Source organism: Paenibacillus sp. FSL K6-2862 (assembly GCF_038005125.1).
Lineage (GTDB): Bacteria > Bacillota > Bacilli > Paenibacillales > Paenibacillaceae > Paenibacillus > Paenibacillus illinoisensis_A.
The window spans coordinates 5932472-5952110 of sequence record NZ_JBBOSN010000001.1; the positions used below are offsets into that span (position 1 = coordinate 5932472).

Genomic DNA, 19639 nt, shown 5'->3' on the forward strand with positions numbered 1-19639 from the left:
GGTACTCCCTCGCTTTCCATGCGGTGAAGTACCCTTTATTTATTACATTTCTACCGATCCTTGTTCATTCACGCCCGGAGCCGGCAGAGCCAGCGGAGCTTCATCATTATGATTATTTTTGCGACGGGCAAATAATTTGAGTGTGATGATATGGAACAACGTCAGCGGACGCAGCTGCACTGCCCAAGCTTCATGGTTGTCCGGAGCCATAAGCACACCTAGCTGATGATGTTCACCTTCATAGATGGCCCGCTGCATAAATTTGCTCTCCCCCTGATGGTTACGAACTTCCAGTTTGCAAAAGGCCGGATTCATCCTCAGTGCACGATGCAGTTCTTCCGGTGAGTCTACCATCACACCGTTCACCTTATAGAGTGTCTCTCCTGCTTCGATGCCCAGCTCTGCAGCAGGGCTATCCGGAATAATGCCAAGCACCTTCAAGCCATGGACCGGATGAACAAACACCGGACTGCGGTGCTGTTCCTCGAACCCACTGTACCACACCAGAAATTCATGGCCGATAAATGCCGCCAGAGCGGCAACCACCATAAGTGGTGACCACCACGCCGCCAAGAGACTGAGCACAAGCAGGCCTGTCCCGTAGAGCAAGAGCCGCTTGGCGGATATCTGTACCTTTTGCCCAGGAAGCATACTCTGCGTAACTTCGCCGAATCCAAGCAGGATCGGAAGTGCCATCAACATATAGCCACCTCCTGCATTCAAGAGAGGACTCCAAGCGAGTTCTGCTCCACTCCCCGTTACGGGTACCATGATCAGCATCGGGATCGGCCAGAAATGCTGCAGCTGGTATCCTCCGACCAGCTTGCCGCGCTTGCCTTCAAAGAGCAATGGCGAAGCCATGGATACCCCTTGCAAGCGAACCAGCATCGCTTCACCTAGATGCAGTAAGGCAGCCAGTACTAGTAAAGCAGGCATGTCCAGCGCACGCAATGCCTCCGTGACACTGCCAATCCATCCCGCCGGCTGCCAGCCTGAGGCCAGGTTCAGCCCAAACTGCACTACGCCAAGCAGCCCTGCCGCGTAGGCGAAGCACAGATAGCGAATACGGAACAATGCCAGAATTAACGTTGCGGCCCATATGCAAATGATACTGGCAAGTGTAAGGTGCGCCCCTAGGAAGATGGATACCACCGAGACGATGACACCAATGACGATCCCTCCAAGTAAGGCACGGATCGTCTGGGTGATGGAGCTTTGCAGACGAACATGAAACAACCTACGTTCCTGTAATAATTGACGATGATAGATCAGTGCAATCAAAATGACCGCAATATAATAAAACGGCTGAGTAAACAACTGCAGCACTGCTTCTCCTAATGTTGTTAACCATGGCCAAGCCCATTCCATGATGGCCCGTCACCCCTCTCCTTCAGCCGGTTCAGAAAAAAAGAAGGCTGATAATCAGCCTTCTTAATGGCTTCGACACGACGGTCTAAATATCCTTTGAGACATTTTCGATCGCGCGCTTCAGCTGTGCATCATATTGAGGATTGGCAATACGTTCAATCAGAGCCGCTTCCAGTGATTCAGCGGTTTTCTCGTCGATCTCGCCGGTCGCCTCAATGCCTTTCTGCTTCTGGAATGCTTTGACCGCTTCTTGCGTCTTCTGGTCATAGTATCCATCTACACGATCCGGCTTGAAGTCGAGTCCTCTCAGCATCGTCTGCGCACTTTTCACATCCGTGCTATTGCTGTCATATTTCAAAGGTAATTTCTCTTTGTTAATCGGTGCCACCGAGAAGTAATCCGGCTGGTTCACCGCAATATCCGGTTTGATGCCTTTTTCATGAATCCAGTCTCCATTCGGAGTCAGCCATTTTGCAATGGTGATCTTCAGCAGGCTGCCATCACCCATTTGCTTATCATAGCTCGTCTGTACCGTGCCTTTACCAAAGGAGTTTTCGCCAACCAGCGTTGCGCCGGCAGACTGCTGCAATGCACCGGCCAAAATTTCTGACGCACTCGCGCTTCCTTTGTTCATCAGTACCGTAATCGGGTACGACTTGCTGGAACCATTCGATTTGCTTTGCTCACGTTTGCCGTTTTTGTCCTCGACCTGCACGATCACTTTGCCTTTTGGAACAAACTGCTCGGCAATGTCGATAACGACTTGCAGTACGCCGCCCGGATCATTACGAACGTCAATGACCAGACCCTTCATGTTCTGTTTCTCCAGATTGGCCAGTTCTTCCTTGAAGCGTTCTCCGGTATTCAGCGAGAATTGGGTGATGGTAATGACACCTACACCGTTATCCTCCATGTGGGCATATACAGTCTCGAGATCAATGTCATCGCGCACAATTGTAAATTCAATCAATTCTGTAGAACCGGCACGCTTCACTTGTACCTTGGCTTCACTGCCCTTTGGACCTCTGATTTTGTTAACAGCCTTGTTTAATTCAAGGCCTTGCAGAGATTCACCGTTCACAGACATGATCATGTCTTTCGCCCGAATGCCTGCTTTCTCGGCAGGTGATCCTTTGATCGGGGAAACGACAACGACGTTTCCATCCTGCGAGGATACCTCGGCCCCAATTCCTGTAAAGGATCCTTCAATGGATTCCTCGAACTGGGCAGCCGTTTCCTGTCCCATGTAGTTGGAGTATGGATCGCCAAGAGATTCCATCATGCCGTTGATCGCACCATCGATCAGCTTGGTCTTATCGACATCTTTATAGTAGTTGCTTGAGATCAAATCCATTGCGGTTTCAATCTTCTTCAAATCGTTCTTCTGCTGCGTATTGCCGGTTACACTGGCCAGCAGGCCTTCACCCGAAGTGGTCTGATTGGCCACACCGGGATAACTCATCAGTACCAGCGTAAGCAGGCTCCCTCCAAGGAGGGCTACAATGGCAAGCAGCAGCGCCGATCTTTTCTTCATCATCCGTTTGCTCACCGCCTTTAGTTTTGAAGCGTGTCAGATTCCATTTGCCCGAATCCATTCCCTGAACATGCCAGCTTAGTATATGTCTAGCTTGTACGGAATATGTCTTTTCCATTCCTTCACAGTCAATCCATTACAGGTAATTCATCGGATTCACTGGCGTACCATTTTCACGAACTTCAAAGTGCAAGTGAGGTCCGGTTGAATTACCTGTGTTGCCTGACTCGGCAATAAGGTCGCCTTTGCTCACCGTATCTCCCTTACTTACCTTAAATCCGCCTTCACGCAGGTGACCATACAATGTCCAGAGTCCGCCACCATGGTCTACGATAACAGTATAGCCGTATCCACTGTACCACTCCGCCATGATGACGATACCGCCTGATGCTGCATGAACCGAGGTTCCCACAGGTACAGCAAAATCGGTACCATTGTGCATCTTGCCTACTTCACCCGTAATTGGGTGTGTACGACGACCGAATGGCGAGGAAATGCGTCCGCCGGATACCGGTTTGGAGAAGATACCATTTCCCGCTGTATACGTGGTTTCACTACTGCCTGTGCTGACTTTCGTTGGCGCCTTCGCTGCGGCTGCAGCCCGAGCTGCTGCGGCTGCTTTTGCTTTGGCAGCGGCGGCTGCCTGCTGCTCACGAAGTTTGTTTTTTTCCTGAAGCAATGCTGAACGCTTGCTGGCGATCTGAACCAACATATCTTCCTGCTCCTGCGTCAGTTCTTCCGACTCTTCAATTTTAGCATCATAGGAAGCCAGAAGCACCTGCTTCTCCTGTTCCTTTTCATTTAACTGGGCTTTACGTTGTTTCTTTTGTGCATAAAGGCTTTTGGCTTCCGCATACTGCTTGTCCAGTTCAGCCTTTTTGTCGACAACGAGCTGCTTGTCCTTTTTGTGCTCATCCAGCAGATGCTGGTCCTGATCCACAATGGTTTTCAGCGAATCTGCACGGGTCAGGAAATCCGAGAAACTTGTTGAAGATAACAACACATCCAGATAGGATACTGCTCCATCGGTATACATCAGACGTACACGCGATTCCAGCAGTTTCTCCCTTGCAACAATGCGCTCCTCTGCAGCCTGGAGATCTTTTTTCGTCGTGCGAAGATTTTCTTCCGTATTCTCAATTTCCAGGGAAACGTTCGCCAGTTCATCACTGACAACATTAATCTGCTCCATGACAACCTTCAGATAAGCATTGGTTTTGTTCTTGTAATGCTGGGCTTCCTTCTTGTTGGCAGCAGCCTTTTTCTGTTCCTGTTTAGCCGCTGCCGCCTTGCTCTCCAGCTGGCTAATCTGTTGATCTATGTCGCTAATGCTACTCTTGGCATATCCGTCCGAAGGTTGAAGCGTCAATCCGGCCAATAACGTAAAGGCCAGCAGCGAAGCTGTTTTTTTCAAAATGGTGATCCCCCATCCTATGAATTCACAAGAAAGCAACCTGCACAGGTGGTGAACATCATGTTCTTATGCTTTCTTCCATCTAATTAAGAGTGCGTCTTCCCTACATATCGTCAAACAGCGTCCAATTGTGAACCTGCTTTGTCATTCTATTTCGACAATTTCTGCAATTTCAGTAATAAAGCATTAAACCTTAAGCGACTTGCGAATGGACAGAGTACTTCCCAAAATACCTACCAGCATACCGAGTCCGATCAAAAGGGTTCCAAACAGCAACCAAATGTCGCTGAGCGGGATCAGGTTAAGCATCTGCATGAATACATCCTGACCAATGGTAGCCAGTAGGCGGCTGTAACCGAAGAACAGGACGGCTACCGTAATCACCGAACCGATGAATCCAATCAGTGCACCCTCGATAAAGAAAGGCCAGCGAATGAATGTATTCGTTGCACCGACGAGCTTCATGATGCCGATCTCCCGGCGGCGGGCAAGAATCGTTACGCGAATCGTATTCGAGATCAGGAACATGGACATAAGAGCCAGTCCCCCGACAAAAATAAATCCGATATTCCGCACAAGGCGTGTAAATTTGAACAGCACGTCCACCGTTTCCTTGCCGTAGTTCACTTTCATGATCGGCTTCTCCGGGTGCTTTTCGTTCAGGGCTTCAATTTTTTGCGCCACAAAAGTGACGGTTTCCGGTTCAATGACCTCAACTTCAATGGTCTCCGGCAGCGGATTATTATCCACGTCAAAACCGTCCAGCACGTTATTCGCACTGTCACCAAGACGTTCGCGGAACTCCTTGAGCCCCTCTTCCTTGGAGACAAAACGAATCTCACTTACTTCCGGCATTGCACTGATCTCCTGCTGCAGCGTATTGCGCAGACTCTCATCCACATTCAGCTCCAGAAACGTACTGATCTCCACCTGACTGTCCACCTGGTTAGCCATGGAGTTCACATTCAGCACGAGCAGCATGAATACTCCGAGAATGAGCAGTGACACAATGATCGACATGATGGATGCCACAGACATCCAGCCGTTGCGGAATACGTTTTTGAATCCCTCCCGCAAATGGCGCAAGAGAGTACTAAAATTCATAACCGTATTCCCCTCTCATCTGATCCCGTACAATCTGGCCGCGCTCAATGGCAATAACCCGTTTACGCATCGTGTTCACGATATCCTTGTTATGGGTTGCCATGACAATCGTCGTTCCTCTGAAATTGATCTCGTCCAGCAGCTGCATAATGCCCCATGACGTCTCCGGATCAAGGTTACCCGTAGGCTCGTCCGCGATAATCACTGACGGATTGTTTACAATCGCCCTTGCGATGGCAATACGCTGCTGTTCCCCTCCGGACAATTGCGAAGGTTCACGATTCGCCTTGCTGCGCAGTCCCACCAGATCGAGCACTTCCATAACTCGTTTCTTGATATGACGCTTTGGTGCTTCAATAACTTCCATGGCAAACGCCACATTCTCAAATGCTGTCATTCGTGGCAGCAGACGAAAATCCTGGAACACAACGCCGATGTTACGGCGTACATAAGGAATCTTGCGTGGTTTCAACTTGCCGATATTAAATCCATTGATGGATATTTGTCCTTTGGTCGGAATTTCTTCTCTGTACATCAGTTTCATAAATGTTGATTTACCTGCGCCGGACGGACCGACGATATACACAAATTCATTGCGGTCGATCTTCACCGACACCCCTTGTAATGCGTGGGTCCCATTGGCATAGGTCTTCCACACGTCCTGCATTTCTATCACATCATCACTTCCTGCTCACATAGTTAGCCATTATCATTTCGACACAATCCCGGCAATTCCTTTAAAAAGACCTGAATTTCATCAGGAGCAATCCATTTTACCCTTATTTCGATCCTCTGGGATGGAAACATATAAAATATATTGTAACAAATTTGTTACCTATTGAGTACCCGAAAGTTTTCCTGCATTGGATCATATATATAGAAAGTGTTACGAAATGCGGAACATCAGAAGTAAAAAGGAGCGTACGGATATGAAAAAAATACATTTGGCCGTCATTGTTGTGTTTTCCATTCTCTTTATCGGCTCCGCTTCCTACGGATTGTTGTATATGTATGTGAATCAGCCCGCTTTGCCGGGTAAGGTGCAGGTTGGCGGCTGGCAGATCAGCGGCGTCAATCGGAGCGAGGCGCTTCTGGGACTGGACGAACGTTTGAAAAAGCTGGGGGACTGGCCTGTTACGCTGGAGGTGGATGAGCCCTCCCTGACGCTGAACATGACTGCGATCGAAGCCGGTGCGGAATACAGTGCGGACGCCTTTCGTGCGGCGGTACATGAGCTGGAGGAAGGGAATGTGTGGGAACGGGCGTATGCCCGTTATCATTTCGCGGAGGAATGGCCTCTCGAACAACGGTACAATAACCAATCCCTTAGAACACGTTTGAGCCCTGAGTGGGAAAAGGAAACCTTCGGCACCCCCGCAGACGCTGTCCGGCGGATCACCTCAAACGACAAGGTCCAGTACATCCCGGAGAAGGGCGTCCGGCGGATCGCTTGGGATGAACTGGAGGCTAGGCTGCTGGCGAAGCTTCCCCACGATTTCACCGTGCTGGACAATGCGAACACACCTGCTTCACTATTAATTCAGCTGCCGCTGTACACCCAGCAGCCTGAAGTCACGGTGGAGTCTTTACGGAAGGAAGGCATTGAGCGGAAGATCATCCAGTTCTCCACAGGGCTTGGCAACAGCACGGAAGGACGCATACATAATGTCAGCGCAGCAGCACAATCCGTGAACGGCATGATTTTGGAGCCTGGCGGCATGTTCGACTATGAAAAGATCATTCGACATGCCGAGAAGGAATACGGCTTCCGCGAAGCCCCGGTTATTGTAAGGGGGCGTCTCACCCCAGGGATTGGCGGAGGCATATGTCAGGTGTCGAGCACCGTATACAATGCTGCCTTGTTAACTGGACTCGATATTGTCGAGCGGCGCAACCATTCGATACCCGTCAAATATTTGCCGAAAGGACTGGACGCCACTTTTGCTTCTGGCGCTATCAATTTCCGTTTCAAGAATAATACGGGCAAATCCCTGCTGATCCTTGCTGAAGTGAAGAATCACCAATTAACCGTCAAATTTTTTGGTACTTTTCCCGAGAATGTCAGCTACGCGCTCGAATCCCACACCATCGAAACGCTAAGCGCCCCTGTAAAGTATGTATCCAGCAATGTGCTGCCGGATGGTGCCCAGCAGGTTTTGCAAAACGGACAGCCTGGCTACATTGTGGAAACCGTACGTATCAAGAAGGTGGATGGCAAAGTGGTGGAGTCCAAAACCATTTCGCGAGACACCTACAAAGCTCAGAATCGCCTTATCGCACGTTCAGGTCATAGCAGCCTGCCAGATCCGCAGGAGCCTTCTGTTGTAGAGGACGGCGTGAGTGATACCAAACAGCCATAAGAGTTGGACAAAGTAAAAACACACCATTCTATTGCTCCCATTGGAGACAGAATGGTGCGTCTTTGTTGTTCACTTCATATTAATGCCCTGCTGTGTATTCTCCCTGTTCCTCGCCGATCACCATCTTTTCTTTTCCCATAAAGAAAGCAGCAATCAGAGCCAGTGCCGCCGGAATGGCCGCCCAGGCAAACAACTGAACGATCGAGGAGGATAATGCTTGAGTGATAGCCTCCAGCACCTGAGGAGGAATTGCCTGTCTAAGCTCCGGAGAGAGCAAGGCGTGCGGGTCGCTCAGATTCAAGCCCTCCGGCATACCGCCCGCTGGTACTCCAGCTCCCGCACCGCCTGCTTCTGCAGCAGAACCGGCTAGGGCATCGTTCATTTTGCGCGTAAATACCTGGCTCTGAACAATTCCAAAGATCGTAATCCCCATTGTCATCCCGAGCGACCGCAAAAAGTTAAGCGTAGAACTTGCGGCACCCCGTCTCTGCGGTTCGAAGGCATTCATGGCCGCATTGCTGAGCACGGAGAACGAGGCTCCCACACCCAGGCCAACGAGCACCATAAATACCCGAATTGTCCAAAGGGAGGAGTTCTCGTCCAGTGTCGTCAGTAAGCCAAGACCAAGAACCAGCAGCGCCAGTGTCGGGATCATAATGTTCCGATATTTGATCTTGGTCATCAGCACCCCGCCCATCGAAGCGGTGACGACTGACCCCAGCATCATGGGCAGCAGCACAAGACCCGAATTGGTCGCTTTACCCCCGAGTACACCCTGAATAAAGATGGGAATGTACACCGATGCCGTGATAAATGCCGCACCACTGAACATGGCAATGACATTGCTGGACCAGTACACGCGATTGCGGAACATGTTAAAGGATATAATGGGTTCCTTCGCTCTTGATTCGGCAAATACGAACAGCAGCGCCAGCACTGCAAATCCGGCAAACAAACCGAGAATTTGCCACGAGTTCCAGGCATACGTTTTACCACCCAGTTCAAGGCCGAAGATCAGACATACGACAGCACCAATCAACGTCACTGCACCCAGCCAGTCAATCTGCTGGGATTGATGCTGATGTGATTCCTTGTAGAAAAATGCAATAAACACAAACGCAATCAGTCCGAGCGGCAGGTTAATATAAAATACCCATTCCCACGTGGCATACTGTGTGATGTATGCACCCAGCAGCGGTCCGAATACGCTGGATAATCCGAAGACAGCTCCAAACAATCCGCCCAGCTTGCCTCGCGCTTCCGGTGCAACCACGTCAAACATGATGGTAAATGCAATCGGCACCAAGGCACCTGCACCAATCCCCTGAATGGCTCTGTACATGGTCAACTCCACAATGGATGTTGCTGTTCCACATAACGCCGAACCAAGCATAAACACGATAATTCCGAATACAAAAAACTTCTTCCGTCCATACATGTCGGACAATTTACCGAAGATCGGCATGCCTGCCATCTCGGCCACCATGTAAGCTGAAGTAACCCAAACGAATTTGTCGAGGCCACCCAGCTTCCCGACGATATCCCCCATCGCCGTTGCCACGATGGTGTTATCCATCGAAGCCATCAGTATGCTGAGCAGCAGCCCTGCCAGCACCAATCCAATACTGTTTTTACGTGCAACCATTGTACTCAATCTCTCCATTCACGCTCTATTCATATGACTGAAATAGTATATCCGAAAAGCCGCCCCCAATAATCAGTCCACGGACCGATTGCGCTGAACCAAAACTTCGGATTGTGAATGGATCTGCAGCGAAGAACGGTATTCAACCGTACCAATTCGGCAGCCTGGGCCAATTTTTATTTTATCTCCCCGGACAACCTCGGCTACCGTGTTCTCTAACTCAATGTCATCTCCTTCAATCATGTTTGCCTTGAGAATCGATTGATTACTCGAGAACAAACCTTCAAGCAGCTTCCCCCGGCCGCTTTTCACAGAGATGATTGAACCGCCAATTTCCCTGGCTTCAGACGGACCCATAATTTTAAGTATCATTTGTTCTGCGGTAAGCATACCTCCGACCGTAAAACGACCATTGAGTTTGAGATTCTCCGCCTGGCAGTCACCCGGTAGATGAAACTCACCTACCACTTTCATTTTTTCAGCTTTTGCATGTAAGCTGGTTTCGCCACTCCCACTCTCATCTTCAGGGCCGACAGCTCGTTCTGTTAGGGTAAGGGTTCCCGTAATTTTAATATCGTCTGATTCAAGAGATCCGTAGATGACCGACGTACCCGTACATTTGAATTGATCACAATATAAATCATTGTTAAAGGAGGAGTCTCCTACAACCTTGACCTTGCCGTACACACCGCCAGCGGAGCTTCCTTCACCGATAATGCTGATGTCATTTCTTTTGTCTGATGGACTAACGTTATGGTTATTCAAGTCTCATCCCATTCCCTTCTCTACAAATTCCACTTAAATGCGCTGGCTGCTGCCCACCCTGGCATCCGGATCAATCTCAAGCTCGCCTGAGTATTCAACAAGTCTGATGCTGCAGCCACGGCCGATATATACTTTGCTTCCACGAACAATATCAGCTTCCGTATCTTCCAATACGATCTCATCCCCTTCAATTAAAGATGTTTTAAAGGAGGGTGTACCGCCCAGACCGATACTTTTCCAAAAGCCACTTTGTTCCTTTCGACGAATATCAATACGTTCTCCGCCAATCTCTTTGGCTGAAGAAGATGTGTGCAGCTTGATCTCAACGGATCCTGCATTCAGGAAGCCACTAATTTTGATGTTGCCCTGGACGTTCAGGGACTCACATTGTACGTCACCATCAATCGTGATCATGCCGCCAATCTCGATGCGTTCTCCATCCACTCGTCCACGTACGGTACACTTGCCGTTTACTTCAAGCTCAGGACTAATGAGGTTTCCATGAATGGTTGTCAGTCCATCCACACGAACACGGGAACTGTTCAGGGGGCCGTTCAGCGTGCACATGCCGTTAATGGTTGCACTATCCGCACTTAAGGCTCCGTGCATCTTCAATGTCCCATTCACACTCAAGGAGGTACAATCCAGATTGCCGTTTACTTTAGCCATGCCATCAATGGAAACCCGGTGAAAAGCTCCACCTGCTGTTTGGCTCAAGCCTGATACATTCAGATCATTTCTCAAATGACGTTCTTCCATGTCCATTCTCCCCTTTATCCCAATTTAAGTTTCAGCTCTTCCATATACGTGCCCAGCGGAAGTCTCAGTACCACTTTGACGCCCTGATCAAAATAAAGCTCTGATCCTGAACCAGTAAGCATGAATGTCGGTACGCCCATCTTGCGAATAAGCAGCAGCTCACTTGCTCTGTTTGCAAAACGATAATAATGCTCAGACATGACATCTATCAGCAATGAGCCCTCCTGACGGGTGATTTCTCCGCTAAGTAACAACTTCTCAAGGACATAGAGCATCATAATCTGCTCCAAGGCATACATGGGTTGTTCCCGTCCTGCCTCTCTTACCAATTCAAGCGAAGGCAATGAAACAATGTTTCGGTCCATTAATTGCTCCGCAGACATTTCAACCTCACCCAGTGTGGGCGAAAATACGTCTGCCAGCTCATCTAGTGATAAACCATCCTTCATATTGAGGATCTTATCGATACGTGTCAGCATCTGTTTTTTAGGAAAAAAAGTTTCTTGCCCTGTGTATGAAGACTTCCGAATAAACCATTCTTCCGGAATAAGGTTTTTCCGCTTCCAGCGGTATAACTGACCATAGGAAATCCCTGTAAGGTCCAGCAAGTCTTTTTTGGAGATCAACTCATCCGTCATATATGGTCCCCCTTTGTGTTGAAGTCAGTGTAACATAACATTGTTACGTTGTGAAGTATAGAAATCATTTTGCTCAACATGGAGCTCAATTAACCGCTACCTATTTAACTTTTTTTACGCTACCTGATCTTAGTTAATACATCACTTTCTTTAGCTATGAATGTTGTTGTTGCAATGGACGGGGTTTGGGTATAACCTGTGTGATAGAAACGAAGGAGCCATTAACTGTGAACGCATTCAACTCAAGCAGGACATTCAGTTAATGAATTCATGAAAGGGGTTACTTTGTAAAGATGGCACTCATTAAATGTGATTTTTACTCCGACACGCTAGGACTCAGCACGAGCATGCATGTTATTCTGCCACAGCAGACCCATAATCAGATTGGGATGGATAACGTTTCGGGCAAAGGACTTCATCCTACGCTGTATTTGCTGCATGGCCTATCGGATGATGATTCCATCTGGCTGCGCCGGACATCTATTGAACGTTATGTAGCAAACCTCGGAATCGCTGTTGTCATGCCGCAAGTGCATCGCAGCTTCTATACGGATATGGCCGAAGGCGGACGTTACTGGACATTCATCAGTGAAGAGCTGCCGGCCCTGGCACGCTCCTTCTTCCCGCTGTCTTCCAAACGAGAAGACAACTACGTTGCCGGCTTGTCCATGGGTGGTTACGGGGCATTCAAACTGGCCCTGCGCAAACCGGAGCAATATGCCGCAGCAGCAAGCTTATCGGGGGCTCTGGATATGGCTGCACATATGGATAACAAAATTCTCTCCGCACTGCAGCAGACCGAAATGGAGCGCATCTTCGGACCAGAGATCAAGGGCTCGGAGAATGACCTGCTTCATTTGCTAAAAGAAAGTCAGACAAGCCAAGGGCCACGTCCACTTCTCTATCAATGCTGCGGCACGGAAGATTTCTTGTATGAAGAAAACCAATCTTTCCGTGAGGCTTGTGCACAGACCGATTTTCATTTGACCTATGAAGAAGAACCTGGCGGACATGACTGGGCATACTGGGATGAGAAGATTCAGAATGTGCTGCGGTGGCTGCCACTGCCTGAACGGAAATAAAGAGAAGCGCGCCTCGGAGCATTGAAAGAAAGTAAGAGGATTTCCTGTTGAGAGAGCCTTCATATTCAGCTTGATTTGAAATATAAAAAAAGAAGCAGGCCGCGGAGGAATCTCCACTGGCTTGCTTCTTTTTATATCGTTCAACTTCAAACCGCCATAGCAGCCTTGGCATTAACCTCGGCTAGTGATCCATTGCGCCGTAATTTCCAGCACCTTTTCACTGCGTCCGATGGCTTCAGCCACTTGTCCGGAAGCTGTACCACCATACACGTTACGTGCGTTAACCACCGCTTCCGGTTGGAGCACATCGTAGATGCGGTCGTCGAACAACGGGGAGAACTGACGGAACTCATCCATGCTCAGATCCAGCAAATACTTGCCGTTCTGGATGCAGTACAGCACCGTTTTACCGATAACTTCATGCGCCTGACGGAATGGCAAACCTTCGCCGACGAGGAAGTCAGCAATATCCGTTGCGTTGGAGAAGTCCTGGTTCACCGCTTGACGCATCCGGTCCTTGTTCACTTTCATCGTCGCAATCATCGGTGCGAACAATTGCAGCGCGCCTTCGAGCGTAGCAACTGTATCGAACATGCCTTCCTTGTCTTCCTGCATGTCTTTGTTGTAAGCCAAAGGAAGAGATTTCAAAACGGTCAGTAAACCGATCAGGTTGCCGTATACACGTCCGGTTTTACCGCGAACAAGCTCCGGAACATCCGGGTTCTTCTTCTGCGGCATAATGCTGCTGCCTGTGCAGAACGCATCGTCCAGCTCAACAAAACCAAACTCGGTACTGCTCCACAGCACCAGTTCTTCACTCAGACGGGACAGGTGAGTCATGATAAGGGAAGCAGCTGCCAGAAACTCCACGATAAAGTCACGATCACTAACCGCGTCCAGGCTGTTCTCATAAACACCATCGAAGCCCAGCTGCTCGGCCACGAAGTGGCGGTCAATCGGGAATGTTGTTCCTGCAAGTGCACCTGCACCCAGCGGCAGAACGTTAATCCGTTTGTAGCTGTCCATCAGACGCTCTGCATCCCGCTGGAACATGGAGACATACGCCATCAGGTGATGAGCGAACAGAATCGGTTGTGCACGTTGAAGATGGGTATAGCCTGGTACGATTGTATCCAGGTTGTCCTTGGCCTGTCCGATCAACGCCTCCTGCAGCGCATGCAGCATGCCGACAAAACCAACTACACGCTCACGCAGGTACAAGTGCATGTCTGTTGCGACTTGGTCATTCCGGCTGCGACCTGTGTGCAATTTGCCACCGACAGGGCCAATGGTTTCGATCAGGTTTTTCTCAATGTTCATGTGGATGTCTTCATCCGAAACAGAGAATTCCACTTCGCCTGCACGGATTTTGTGCAGTACTGTAATCAAACCTTCCTTGATCGTCTCCACATCTTCCGCAGGCAAAATACCGCATTTGCCCAGCATGGTAACATGGGCGAGACTGCCCTGAATATCTTCCTCAGCCAAAGCTTTGTCAAAGTTGATTGATGCCGTGTATTCCTCAACCAGATGATTGGTTTGTTTGGTAAAACGTCCTCCCCACAGCTTGCTCACGGTGAGTTCTCCCCTTTCGTTCATGGACAAAGCCGCCCCTGCCCGATGTGCAAGAACGGCCTGCCCTGTAAAGTTATATTGGTCATGATATGAGGCTATTTCAAAGTATTATTTCTTGTTTTGTTCCACGCCGGAATTAACTTTCAGACGCAGGGCGTTCAAGCGGATAAAGCCGGTTGCATCCCCTTGATCATACGCTTGTGTTGGATCAGCTTCCATCGTAGCAATGTCCGGGTTGTACAGGCTGACAGGGCTTTTCACGCCTGCGCCAATGATGTTGCCTTTGTACAGTTTTACACGTACGGTACCTGTTACGTTTTTCTGGCTTTCGCTTACCAGCGCTTGCAGTGCCAGACGTTCCGGTGCAAACCAGAAGCCGTTGTACACGAGTGTGCTGTAACGGGTGATCAGACTATCACGCAGGTTCATCACTTCACGGTCCATGGTGATGGATTCCATTTTACGATGTGCCGTAAACAGGATCGTTCCACCTGGTGTCTCGTATACGCCGCGGCTCTTCATGCCAACAAAACGGTTTTCAACCATGTCGACACGACCAATGCCGTGCTTGCCACCCAGTTCGTTCAACTGCTCCATCACTTGAAGTGGGCTCAAACGCTCGCCATTGAGTGCTACGCAGTTACCTTGTTCGAATTCCAGTTCAACATATTCCGCTTGATCGGGTGCATCTTCCGGTGCGTTGCTGAGCAGGAACATGTCTTTGTTCTCGTCCGTGCTTGGGTCAAACCAAGGATCTTCAAGCACACCGCTCTCATAGCTGATATGCAGCAGGTTACGGTCTGTGGAGTAAGGCTTAGCAGCAGATGCCGTTACCGGAATACCGTGTTTCTCTGCATAAGCAATCATCTCGGCGCGTCCCGGGAACTGGTTGCGGAATTCTTCCAAACGCCATGGCGCAATTACTTGAACATCCGGTGTCAGCGCAGCTGCGTTCAGTTCGAAACGAACTTGGTCATTTCCTTTACCCGTAGCGCCGTGAGCGATCGCAGTAGCGCCTTCTGCACGAGCGATATCAACCATGCGTTTCGCTATTAGCGGACGAGCGATACTTGTGCCGAGCAGGTATTGTCCTTCATACAGAGCACCCGCTTGGAACATCGGGTAGATGAAGTCTTTCGCGAACTCGTCGCGCAGATCGTCGATATATACTTTGGAAGCGCCGGTAGCGAGTGCTTTTTCCTCGAGGCCGTCCAGCTCATCCTTTTGTCCGATATCTGCAGTAAATGCGATAATCTCTGCATCATAGGTTTCTTTCAACCATTTCAAAATTACAGATGTGTCCAGCCCGCCGGAGTAGGCGAGTACGATTTTTTCCTTAGCCATGTTCGTTGGTCCTCCCCAAATTCAATTGCCAATAAGTTAACAAGCTATGCATCTGTTAAAACTACGAGCCAGAAAACCCTCCGGTCGCTCTTATCCTCAGATCCATCGTTTCTTTTATATAGATAGCCTTTTAGAATGTTACACTACAACACTCCGATTGCAGTACCATCTTCCGATCACTCTTATCCCCAGATTTTTTTGATTCCCCTCTAAAGGGGAAAATCCGGGGATAAAGGCGAACGCTCCGCTTCTTCAGATTGGTTCTGCACTCTCCGTTATCGTGTTTTATTCAGGTTCAACTTATATAAATTTGAAAGACGTCCCAGGATAGATAAAAATCGGTCACCTCTACAAGTCTTTTCTGTCTCTCCGTTTTTGCGAATGCACCAATTTATCTTATTTTAGAGTATAAATAGATGAATCTATCATCGCTAACCCTGCGCCTAAAATCAACTCATTTAGACAAACAGCGGCTATTCGCTCATTAACGCGGCCATCAAGGCCTTTTGTGCATGCAGCCGGTTCTCTGCCTGATCAAAGATCAGGGAGTTCGGTCCATCAATGACGCCCGCACTTACTTCTTCCCCGCGGTGTGCCGGCAGACAATGCAGGAACATGTAATCTGGCTTCGCGCCTTTCATCAGTTCCTCATCGACCTGGTACGCAGCAAAAGCCTGCTCACGAACCTTTTGCTCCTCTTCAAAGCCCATGCTTGCCCATACATCGGTATACACGATATCCGCATCCTTCACAGCTTCCTGAGCACTGTACGTCACAGTCACTTCAGAACCACTTTCCTTCGCAATGCTGCGCGCCTGCTCTACCACTGCACTATCCGGCTCATACCCTTTTGGCGTCGCTACAGCAACATGCATGCCCATCTTCGCTGCACCCAGCATGAGAGAGTGTGCCATGTTGTTACCATCACCGACATATGCCATTTTCAGGCCAGCCAGTTTGCCTTTGTGCTCCAGTACCGTTTGGAAGTCCGCCAGTACTTGGCACGGATGAGCGGCATCGCTCAGGCCGTTAATGACCGGGATATCGGCATGCTCCGCCAATTCAGTTACATTATGGTGTCCAAAGGTACGAATCATGATGCCATCCAGGTAGCGAGACAATACTTTAGCTGTATCATGCGTTGTTTCCCCGCGACCAAGCTGGATATCGTTTTTACTCAGGAAGAGTGCGTGTCCACCCAACTGGAACATGCCTACTTCGAAGGATACACGCGTACGCGTGGATGATTTTTCAAAAATAAGTCCGATCGTTTTGCCCTTCAGCGGCTGATAGGCTACGCCGTTTTTTTGCTTGCCTTTAATCTCAATAGCCAAGTCCAGCAAGTAGCGGATCTCTTCGGCTGTGTAATCCGTAAACTCAATAAAGTCACGGCCTCTAAGATCAATCTTCTGGATTTTCTCCGTTTGTTGTGCTGTCATGTGAATGTTGTCCTCCTTATATCCGGTTCCCTGCACCCGCTCGGGGAGAAGAGAGCAGCCGTGGCAGCGCATTCTCAGGCAGCCTTGGCTTACTTTATCTTCCGCAGGTTCTCCGCGCGGCTACAGGGATTCATCATCTAGTTCTGCGCCGGGGCCATGCGAGGCCCCAGTACAGCATGCTTTTCATTTTGTCTAAATGGATTAGTTTAAGCCTTCTTCGCTGCTACGTGTTCTTCAATCAACGTTGCCACCAGGGATACCGCTTCATCAATCTCTTCCTTGCTCACATACAGATTCGGAAGCAGACGAATGACATTCGGTCCTGCGTTGACGAACAAGATGCCACGTTTCTGTCCTTTCAAAACGATATCGCCTACTGGCTCTGCACATTCGATTCCGACCAGAAGCCCCAATCCGCGAACTTCCTTCACAAATGAATGGCCTGCCAAACGCTTCCGCAGGGAACTCATCAGATAGTCACCCATCTCAGCAGCGCGCTCAGGCAAGCGATCTTCCAACATCGTTTCAATCGTGGCAATCACCACGGACGAAGCTAGTGGCGTACCCCCGAATGTCGTTGCATGGCTGCCTGGCGTAAACGCATCCCGCAGGAAACCTTTACCCAGCATCGCGCCTACCGGGAAACCACTGCCGATCCCTTTGGCCACCGTAAACACATCTGGCTCAATGCCATAGTGTTCATGTGCGAACAGCTTGCCTGTACGTCCCATTCCTGTCTGTACTTCGTCTACGATCAATAAGAGGCCATGCTCGTCACACAATTTCCGCACATGCTTGACGAATTCTAATTCAACCGGATATACACCACCCTCGGCTTGAACCATTTCCAGCATAATTGCAGCTGTTTTAGGGCCAATCGCCGCTTCCAAAGCTGCAATATCGTGTAAAGGAACGGTCACGAATCCGGCTGGCAATGGCAAAAATCCTTCTTTTACCTTATCCTGCCCTGTTGCTGTCAGTGTTGCGAGCGTCCGCCCGTGGAAGGACTGGGCAAACGTAATCACTTCATAACGGTCGTTCCCTTTCACCTTCTGGTGATAACGACGTGCAACCTTAATGGCAGCCTCATTGGCTTCCGCGCCACTGTTGCAGAAGAACACCGCATCGGCACATGTATTGGCTGTCAGCAACGCGGCTGCTTTCTCTTGGCCCGGAATCTGGAACAGGTTGGAGACATGCCATAGCTCATCGATCTGAGCTTTCAGCTTGGCTCCCACTTTCTCCGGTGCATGGCCAAGGCTCGTTACAGCGAGTCCGCACATGAAGTCGAGATAACGGTTGCCCTGATCATCCCATAACCAGCTGCCTTTACCCTTGACCAGACTGATTGGATAACGCGCATACGTTTGGAAAAGAGAGCTTTCCGTCTGTGCCGCTGCACCTGTTGCTGCTGCTCCCGCTACTGCTGTGCCAGAACCTGGCTGTTCATTGCCTTTTGCCATCACCTTTCACACTCCTATTCCTTTTTGTAAGTATACCGGTACTCCATATAAGACAAACCAACCTACACAGAGCCACTCCGATTGCAGCACCATCTTCCGATCGCTGTTATCCCAGGATCTTTTTGATCTAATTTTTTTAGTGGTTAACATCCGGGGATAAACGTGAACGCGCTGCTTCTCCAGATTGGTTCTGCACTCTACGTTCTTGTGTAACGTTGCTATTCAACTAATATAAATCCGTACAGAATATTAATCTATCTGTTTGCTTGAAATTCACTTTATTGCATGCGGATAATTCGGGTTCCGATCGTTTCACCCTTCAGCACGCGGCTCAAGATTTGTGGCTCGCTTCCGTCCACGATAATAACCTCGCGTACTTTGCCATGAATGCAAGCAATTGCTGCGCGCACCTTAGGGATCATGCCGCCGTAGATTTCTCCGGTTTGAATCATGTCCTCGATCTCTTGTACAGAGACTGATGGCAGAACTTTTTTCGCCCCGTTAACGGTCTTCATAATTCCAGGTACATCCGTCACAACAATCATCCGGCTTACACCGAGGTGGGAAGCTACCGCTCCTGCGGCTGTATCTGCATTGATATTATACCGTTGTCCGGTTGCATCCACGCCCACCGGCGCAATCACCGGCATATATCCCATGTTCACTATGCCTTGAATGATTTCTGCTTGAACGCCTGTTACGTCTCCAACCCAGCCGATCTCTGCATGATTCGCCACAGGTTTGGCTTGGATTAGTCCACCGTCTACGCCGGACAAGCCCAGCGCATGTCCTCCGACGCGCTCTATCAGGCGTACGATCTGTTTGTTGATACTCCCGGCCAGCACCATCTCCACGACATCCAGCACGGGTTCCGTTGTTTTGCGGAGTCCATTCACGAACTCGGTTTCAATGCCCAGCTTCGCCAGATTCTCCGATATTGCCGGACCTCCACCATGCACGATGACGGGCTGAGTTCCCTGGGACTGCAAGTCGCGCAAATCCGCAAAAAAGGATTCTGGCAAAGCCGCGAGCGTGCTGCCTCCGCATTTCATGACAAACGTCTGCTTCTCTGCACCTTTTTCCACTCCGGCACTCTTATTTTGCAATGTTGAATTCATGAGGAGCACTCCCTTCGTGTTCTCGTTCTAT

At 49.5% G+C, this 19639-nt stretch carries 16 protein-coding genes; 2 read left to right on the top strand and 14 right to left on the bottom strand.

Annotated features, from left to right (window positions below):
- Positions 1-42: 42 nt before the first annotated feature.
- The 5 genes from MHB82_RS26955 to ftsE form a co-directional block, all read right to left on the bottom strand.
- Complete coding sequence (locus tag MHB82_RS26955; RefSeq protein WP_341176260.1) at positions 43-1368, bottom strand: PDZ domain-containing protein; 1326 nt, start codon at positions 1366-1368, stop codon at positions 43-45.
- Between the two features lie 85 nt (positions 1369-1453).
- The gene (locus MHB82_RS26960) at positions 1454-2905 is read right to left on the bottom strand and encodes a S41 family peptidase (protein ID WP_110758674.1); all 1452 of its coding nucleotides are present in this window, start codon (positions 2903-2905) and stop codon (positions 1454-1456) included.
- A 133-nt stretch (positions 2906-3038) separates the two neighbouring features.
- Complete coding sequence (locus tag MHB82_RS26965) at positions 3039-4316, bottom strand: murein hydrolase activator EnvC family protein (protein WP_095359897.1); 1278 nt, start codon at positions 4314-4316, stop codon at positions 3039-3041.
- A 186-nt stretch (positions 4317-4502) separates the two neighbouring features.
- Entirely contained in the window at positions 4503-5420 is a 918-nt protein-coding gene (gene ftsX / locus MHB82_RS26970) for a permease-like cell division protein FtsX (protein ID WP_337033140.1), read from the bottom strand.
- Positions 5410-6096: a cell division ATP-binding protein FtsE gene (ftsE, locus tag MHB82_RS26975; protein ID WP_339238086.1), complete on the bottom strand. Its 687-nt coding sequence runs from the start codon at positions 6094-6096 to the stop codon at positions 5410-5412. The genes ftsX and ftsE overlap by 11 nt, the downstream gene beginning before the upstream one ends.
- 253 nt (positions 6097-6349) lie before the next feature.
- Between ftsE and MHB82_RS26980 the strand changes: the two genes are divergently transcribed.
- Entirely contained in the window at positions 6350-7780 is a 1431-nt protein-coding gene (locus MHB82_RS26980; RefSeq protein ID WP_341176261.1) for a VanW family protein, read from the top strand.
- 79 nt (positions 7781-7859) lie between these two features.
- Here MHB82_RS26980 and MHB82_RS26985 read toward each other — a convergent pair whose 3' ends face one another.
- The 4 genes from MHB82_RS26985 to MHB82_RS27000 all read right to left on the bottom strand — a co-directional run bounded on the left by MHB82_RS26985 (position 7860) and on the right by MHB82_RS27000 (position 11587).
- Positions 7860-9425: an MDR family MFS transporter gene (locus tag MHB82_RS26985; protein ID WP_341176262.1), complete on the bottom strand. Its 1566-nt coding sequence runs from the start codon at positions 9423-9425 to the stop codon at positions 7860-7862.
- A gap of 72 nt (positions 9426-9497) precedes the next feature.
- Positions 9498-10190, bottom strand: a complete 693-nt coding sequence (locus MHB82_RS26990; protein WP_341176263.1) for a hypothetical protein — start codon at positions 10188-10190, stop codon at positions 9498-9500.
- 33 nt (positions 10191-10223) lie between these two features.
- Complete coding sequence (locus tag MHB82_RS26995; RefSeq protein ID WP_341176264.1) at positions 10224-10949, bottom strand: polymer-forming cytoskeletal protein; 726 nt, start codon at positions 10947-10949, stop codon at positions 10224-10226.
- Between the two features lie 14 nt (positions 10950-10963).
- Complete coding sequence (locus MHB82_RS27000; protein ID WP_095359903.1) at positions 10964-11587, bottom strand: YhbD family protein; 624 nt, start codon at positions 11585-11587, stop codon at positions 10964-10966.
- Between the two features lie 293 nt (positions 11588-11880).
- Here MHB82_RS27000 and MHB82_RS27005 point away from each other — a divergent pair, with 293 nt between their 5' ends.
- Complete coding sequence (locus MHB82_RS27005; protein WP_341176265.1) at positions 11881-12669, top strand: alpha/beta hydrolase; 789 nt, start codon at positions 11881-11883, stop codon at positions 12667-12669.
- A gap of 171 nt (positions 12670-12840) precedes the next feature.
- On the opposite strand, the gene argH is transcribed toward MHB82_RS27005, so the two are convergent.
- The 5 genes from argH to argB form a co-directional block, all read right to left on the bottom strand.
- On the bottom strand, positions 12841-14244 hold the full coding sequence (gene argH, locus MHB82_RS27010; RefSeq protein WP_341176266.1) for an argininosuccinate lyase: 1404 nt from the start codon (positions 14242-14244) through the stop codon (positions 12841-12843).
- Between the two features lie 108 nt (positions 14245-14352).
- On the bottom strand, positions 14353-15588 hold the full coding sequence (locus tag MHB82_RS27015; protein WP_095291411.1) for an argininosuccinate synthase: 1236 nt from the start codon (positions 15586-15588) through the stop codon (positions 14353-14355).
- Between the two features lie 473 nt (positions 15589-16061).
- Positions 16062-17027, bottom strand: a complete 966-nt coding sequence (argF, locus tag MHB82_RS27020) for an ornithine carbamoyltransferase (protein ID WP_095359908.1) — start codon at positions 17025-17027, stop codon at positions 16062-16064.
- A gap of 206 nt (positions 17028-17233) precedes the next feature.
- Positions 17234-18490: an aspartate aminotransferase family protein gene (locus tag MHB82_RS27025; protein ID WP_341176267.1), complete on the bottom strand. Its 1257-nt coding sequence runs from the start codon at positions 18488-18490 to the stop codon at positions 17234-17236.
- Between the two features lie 278 nt (positions 18491-18768).
- Positions 18769-19608 carry an acetylglutamate kinase gene (gene argB, locus MHB82_RS27030; protein ID WP_341176268.1) on the bottom strand — a complete coding sequence of 280 codons (840 nt, stop codon included), beginning with the start codon at positions 19606-19608 and terminating at the stop codon, positions 18769-18771.
- Between the last annotated feature and the right edge of the window lie 31 nt (positions 19609-19639).

What these genes read in the sequence shown, in the direction of transcription:
- MHB82_RS27005 (WP_341176265.1), top strand. Translation starts at nt 11,881, where the DNA reads ATGGCACTCATTAAATGTGATTTTTACTCCGACACGCTAGGACTCAGC.
- MHB82_RS27025 (WP_341176267.1), bottom strand. Translation starts at nt 18,490, where the DNA reads ATGGCAAAAGGCAATGAACAGCCAGGTTCTGGCACAGCAGTAGCGGGA.
- MHB82_RS26955 (WP_341176260.1), bottom strand. Translation starts at nt 1,368, where the DNA reads ATGGAATGGGCTTGGCCATGGTTAACAACATTAGGAGAAGCAGTGCTG.
- MHB82_RS26960 (WP_110758674.1), bottom strand. Translation starts at nt 2,905, where the DNA reads ATGATGAAGAAAAGATCGGCGCTGCTGCTTGCCATTGTAGCCCTCCTT.
- argB (WP_341176268.1), bottom strand. Translation starts at nt 19,608, where the DNA reads ATGAATTCAACATTGCAAAATAAGAGTGCCGGAGTGGAAAAAGGTGCA.
- ftsX (WP_337033140.1), bottom strand. Translation starts at nt 5,420, where the DNA reads ATGAATTTTAGTACTCTCTTGCGCCATTTGCGGGAGGGATTCAAAAAC.
- MHB82_RS27015 (WP_095291411.1), bottom strand. Translation starts at nt 15,588, where the DNA reads ATGGCTAAGGAAAAAATCGTACTCGCCTACTCCGGCGGGCTGGACACA.
- MHB82_RS26995 (WP_341176264.1), bottom strand. Translation starts at nt 10,949, where the DNA reads ATGGAAGAACGTCATTTGAGAAATGATCTGAATGTATCAGGCTTGAGC.
- MHB82_RS27000 (WP_095359903.1), bottom strand. Translation starts at nt 11,587, where the DNA reads ATGACGGATGAGTTGATCTCCAAAAAAGACTTGCTGGACCTTACAGGG.
- argF (WP_095359908.1), bottom strand. Translation starts at nt 17,027, where the DNA reads ATGACAGCACAACAAACGGAGAAAATCCAGAAGATTGATCTTAGAGGC.
- MHB82_RS26980 (WP_341176261.1), top strand. Translation starts at nt 6,350, where the DNA reads ATGAAAAAAATACATTTGGCCGTCATTGTTGTGTTTTCCATTCTCTTT.
- MHB82_RS26985 (WP_341176262.1), bottom strand. Translation starts at nt 9,425, where the DNA reads ATGGTTGCACGTAAAAACAGTATTGGATTGGTGCTGGCAGGGCTGCTG.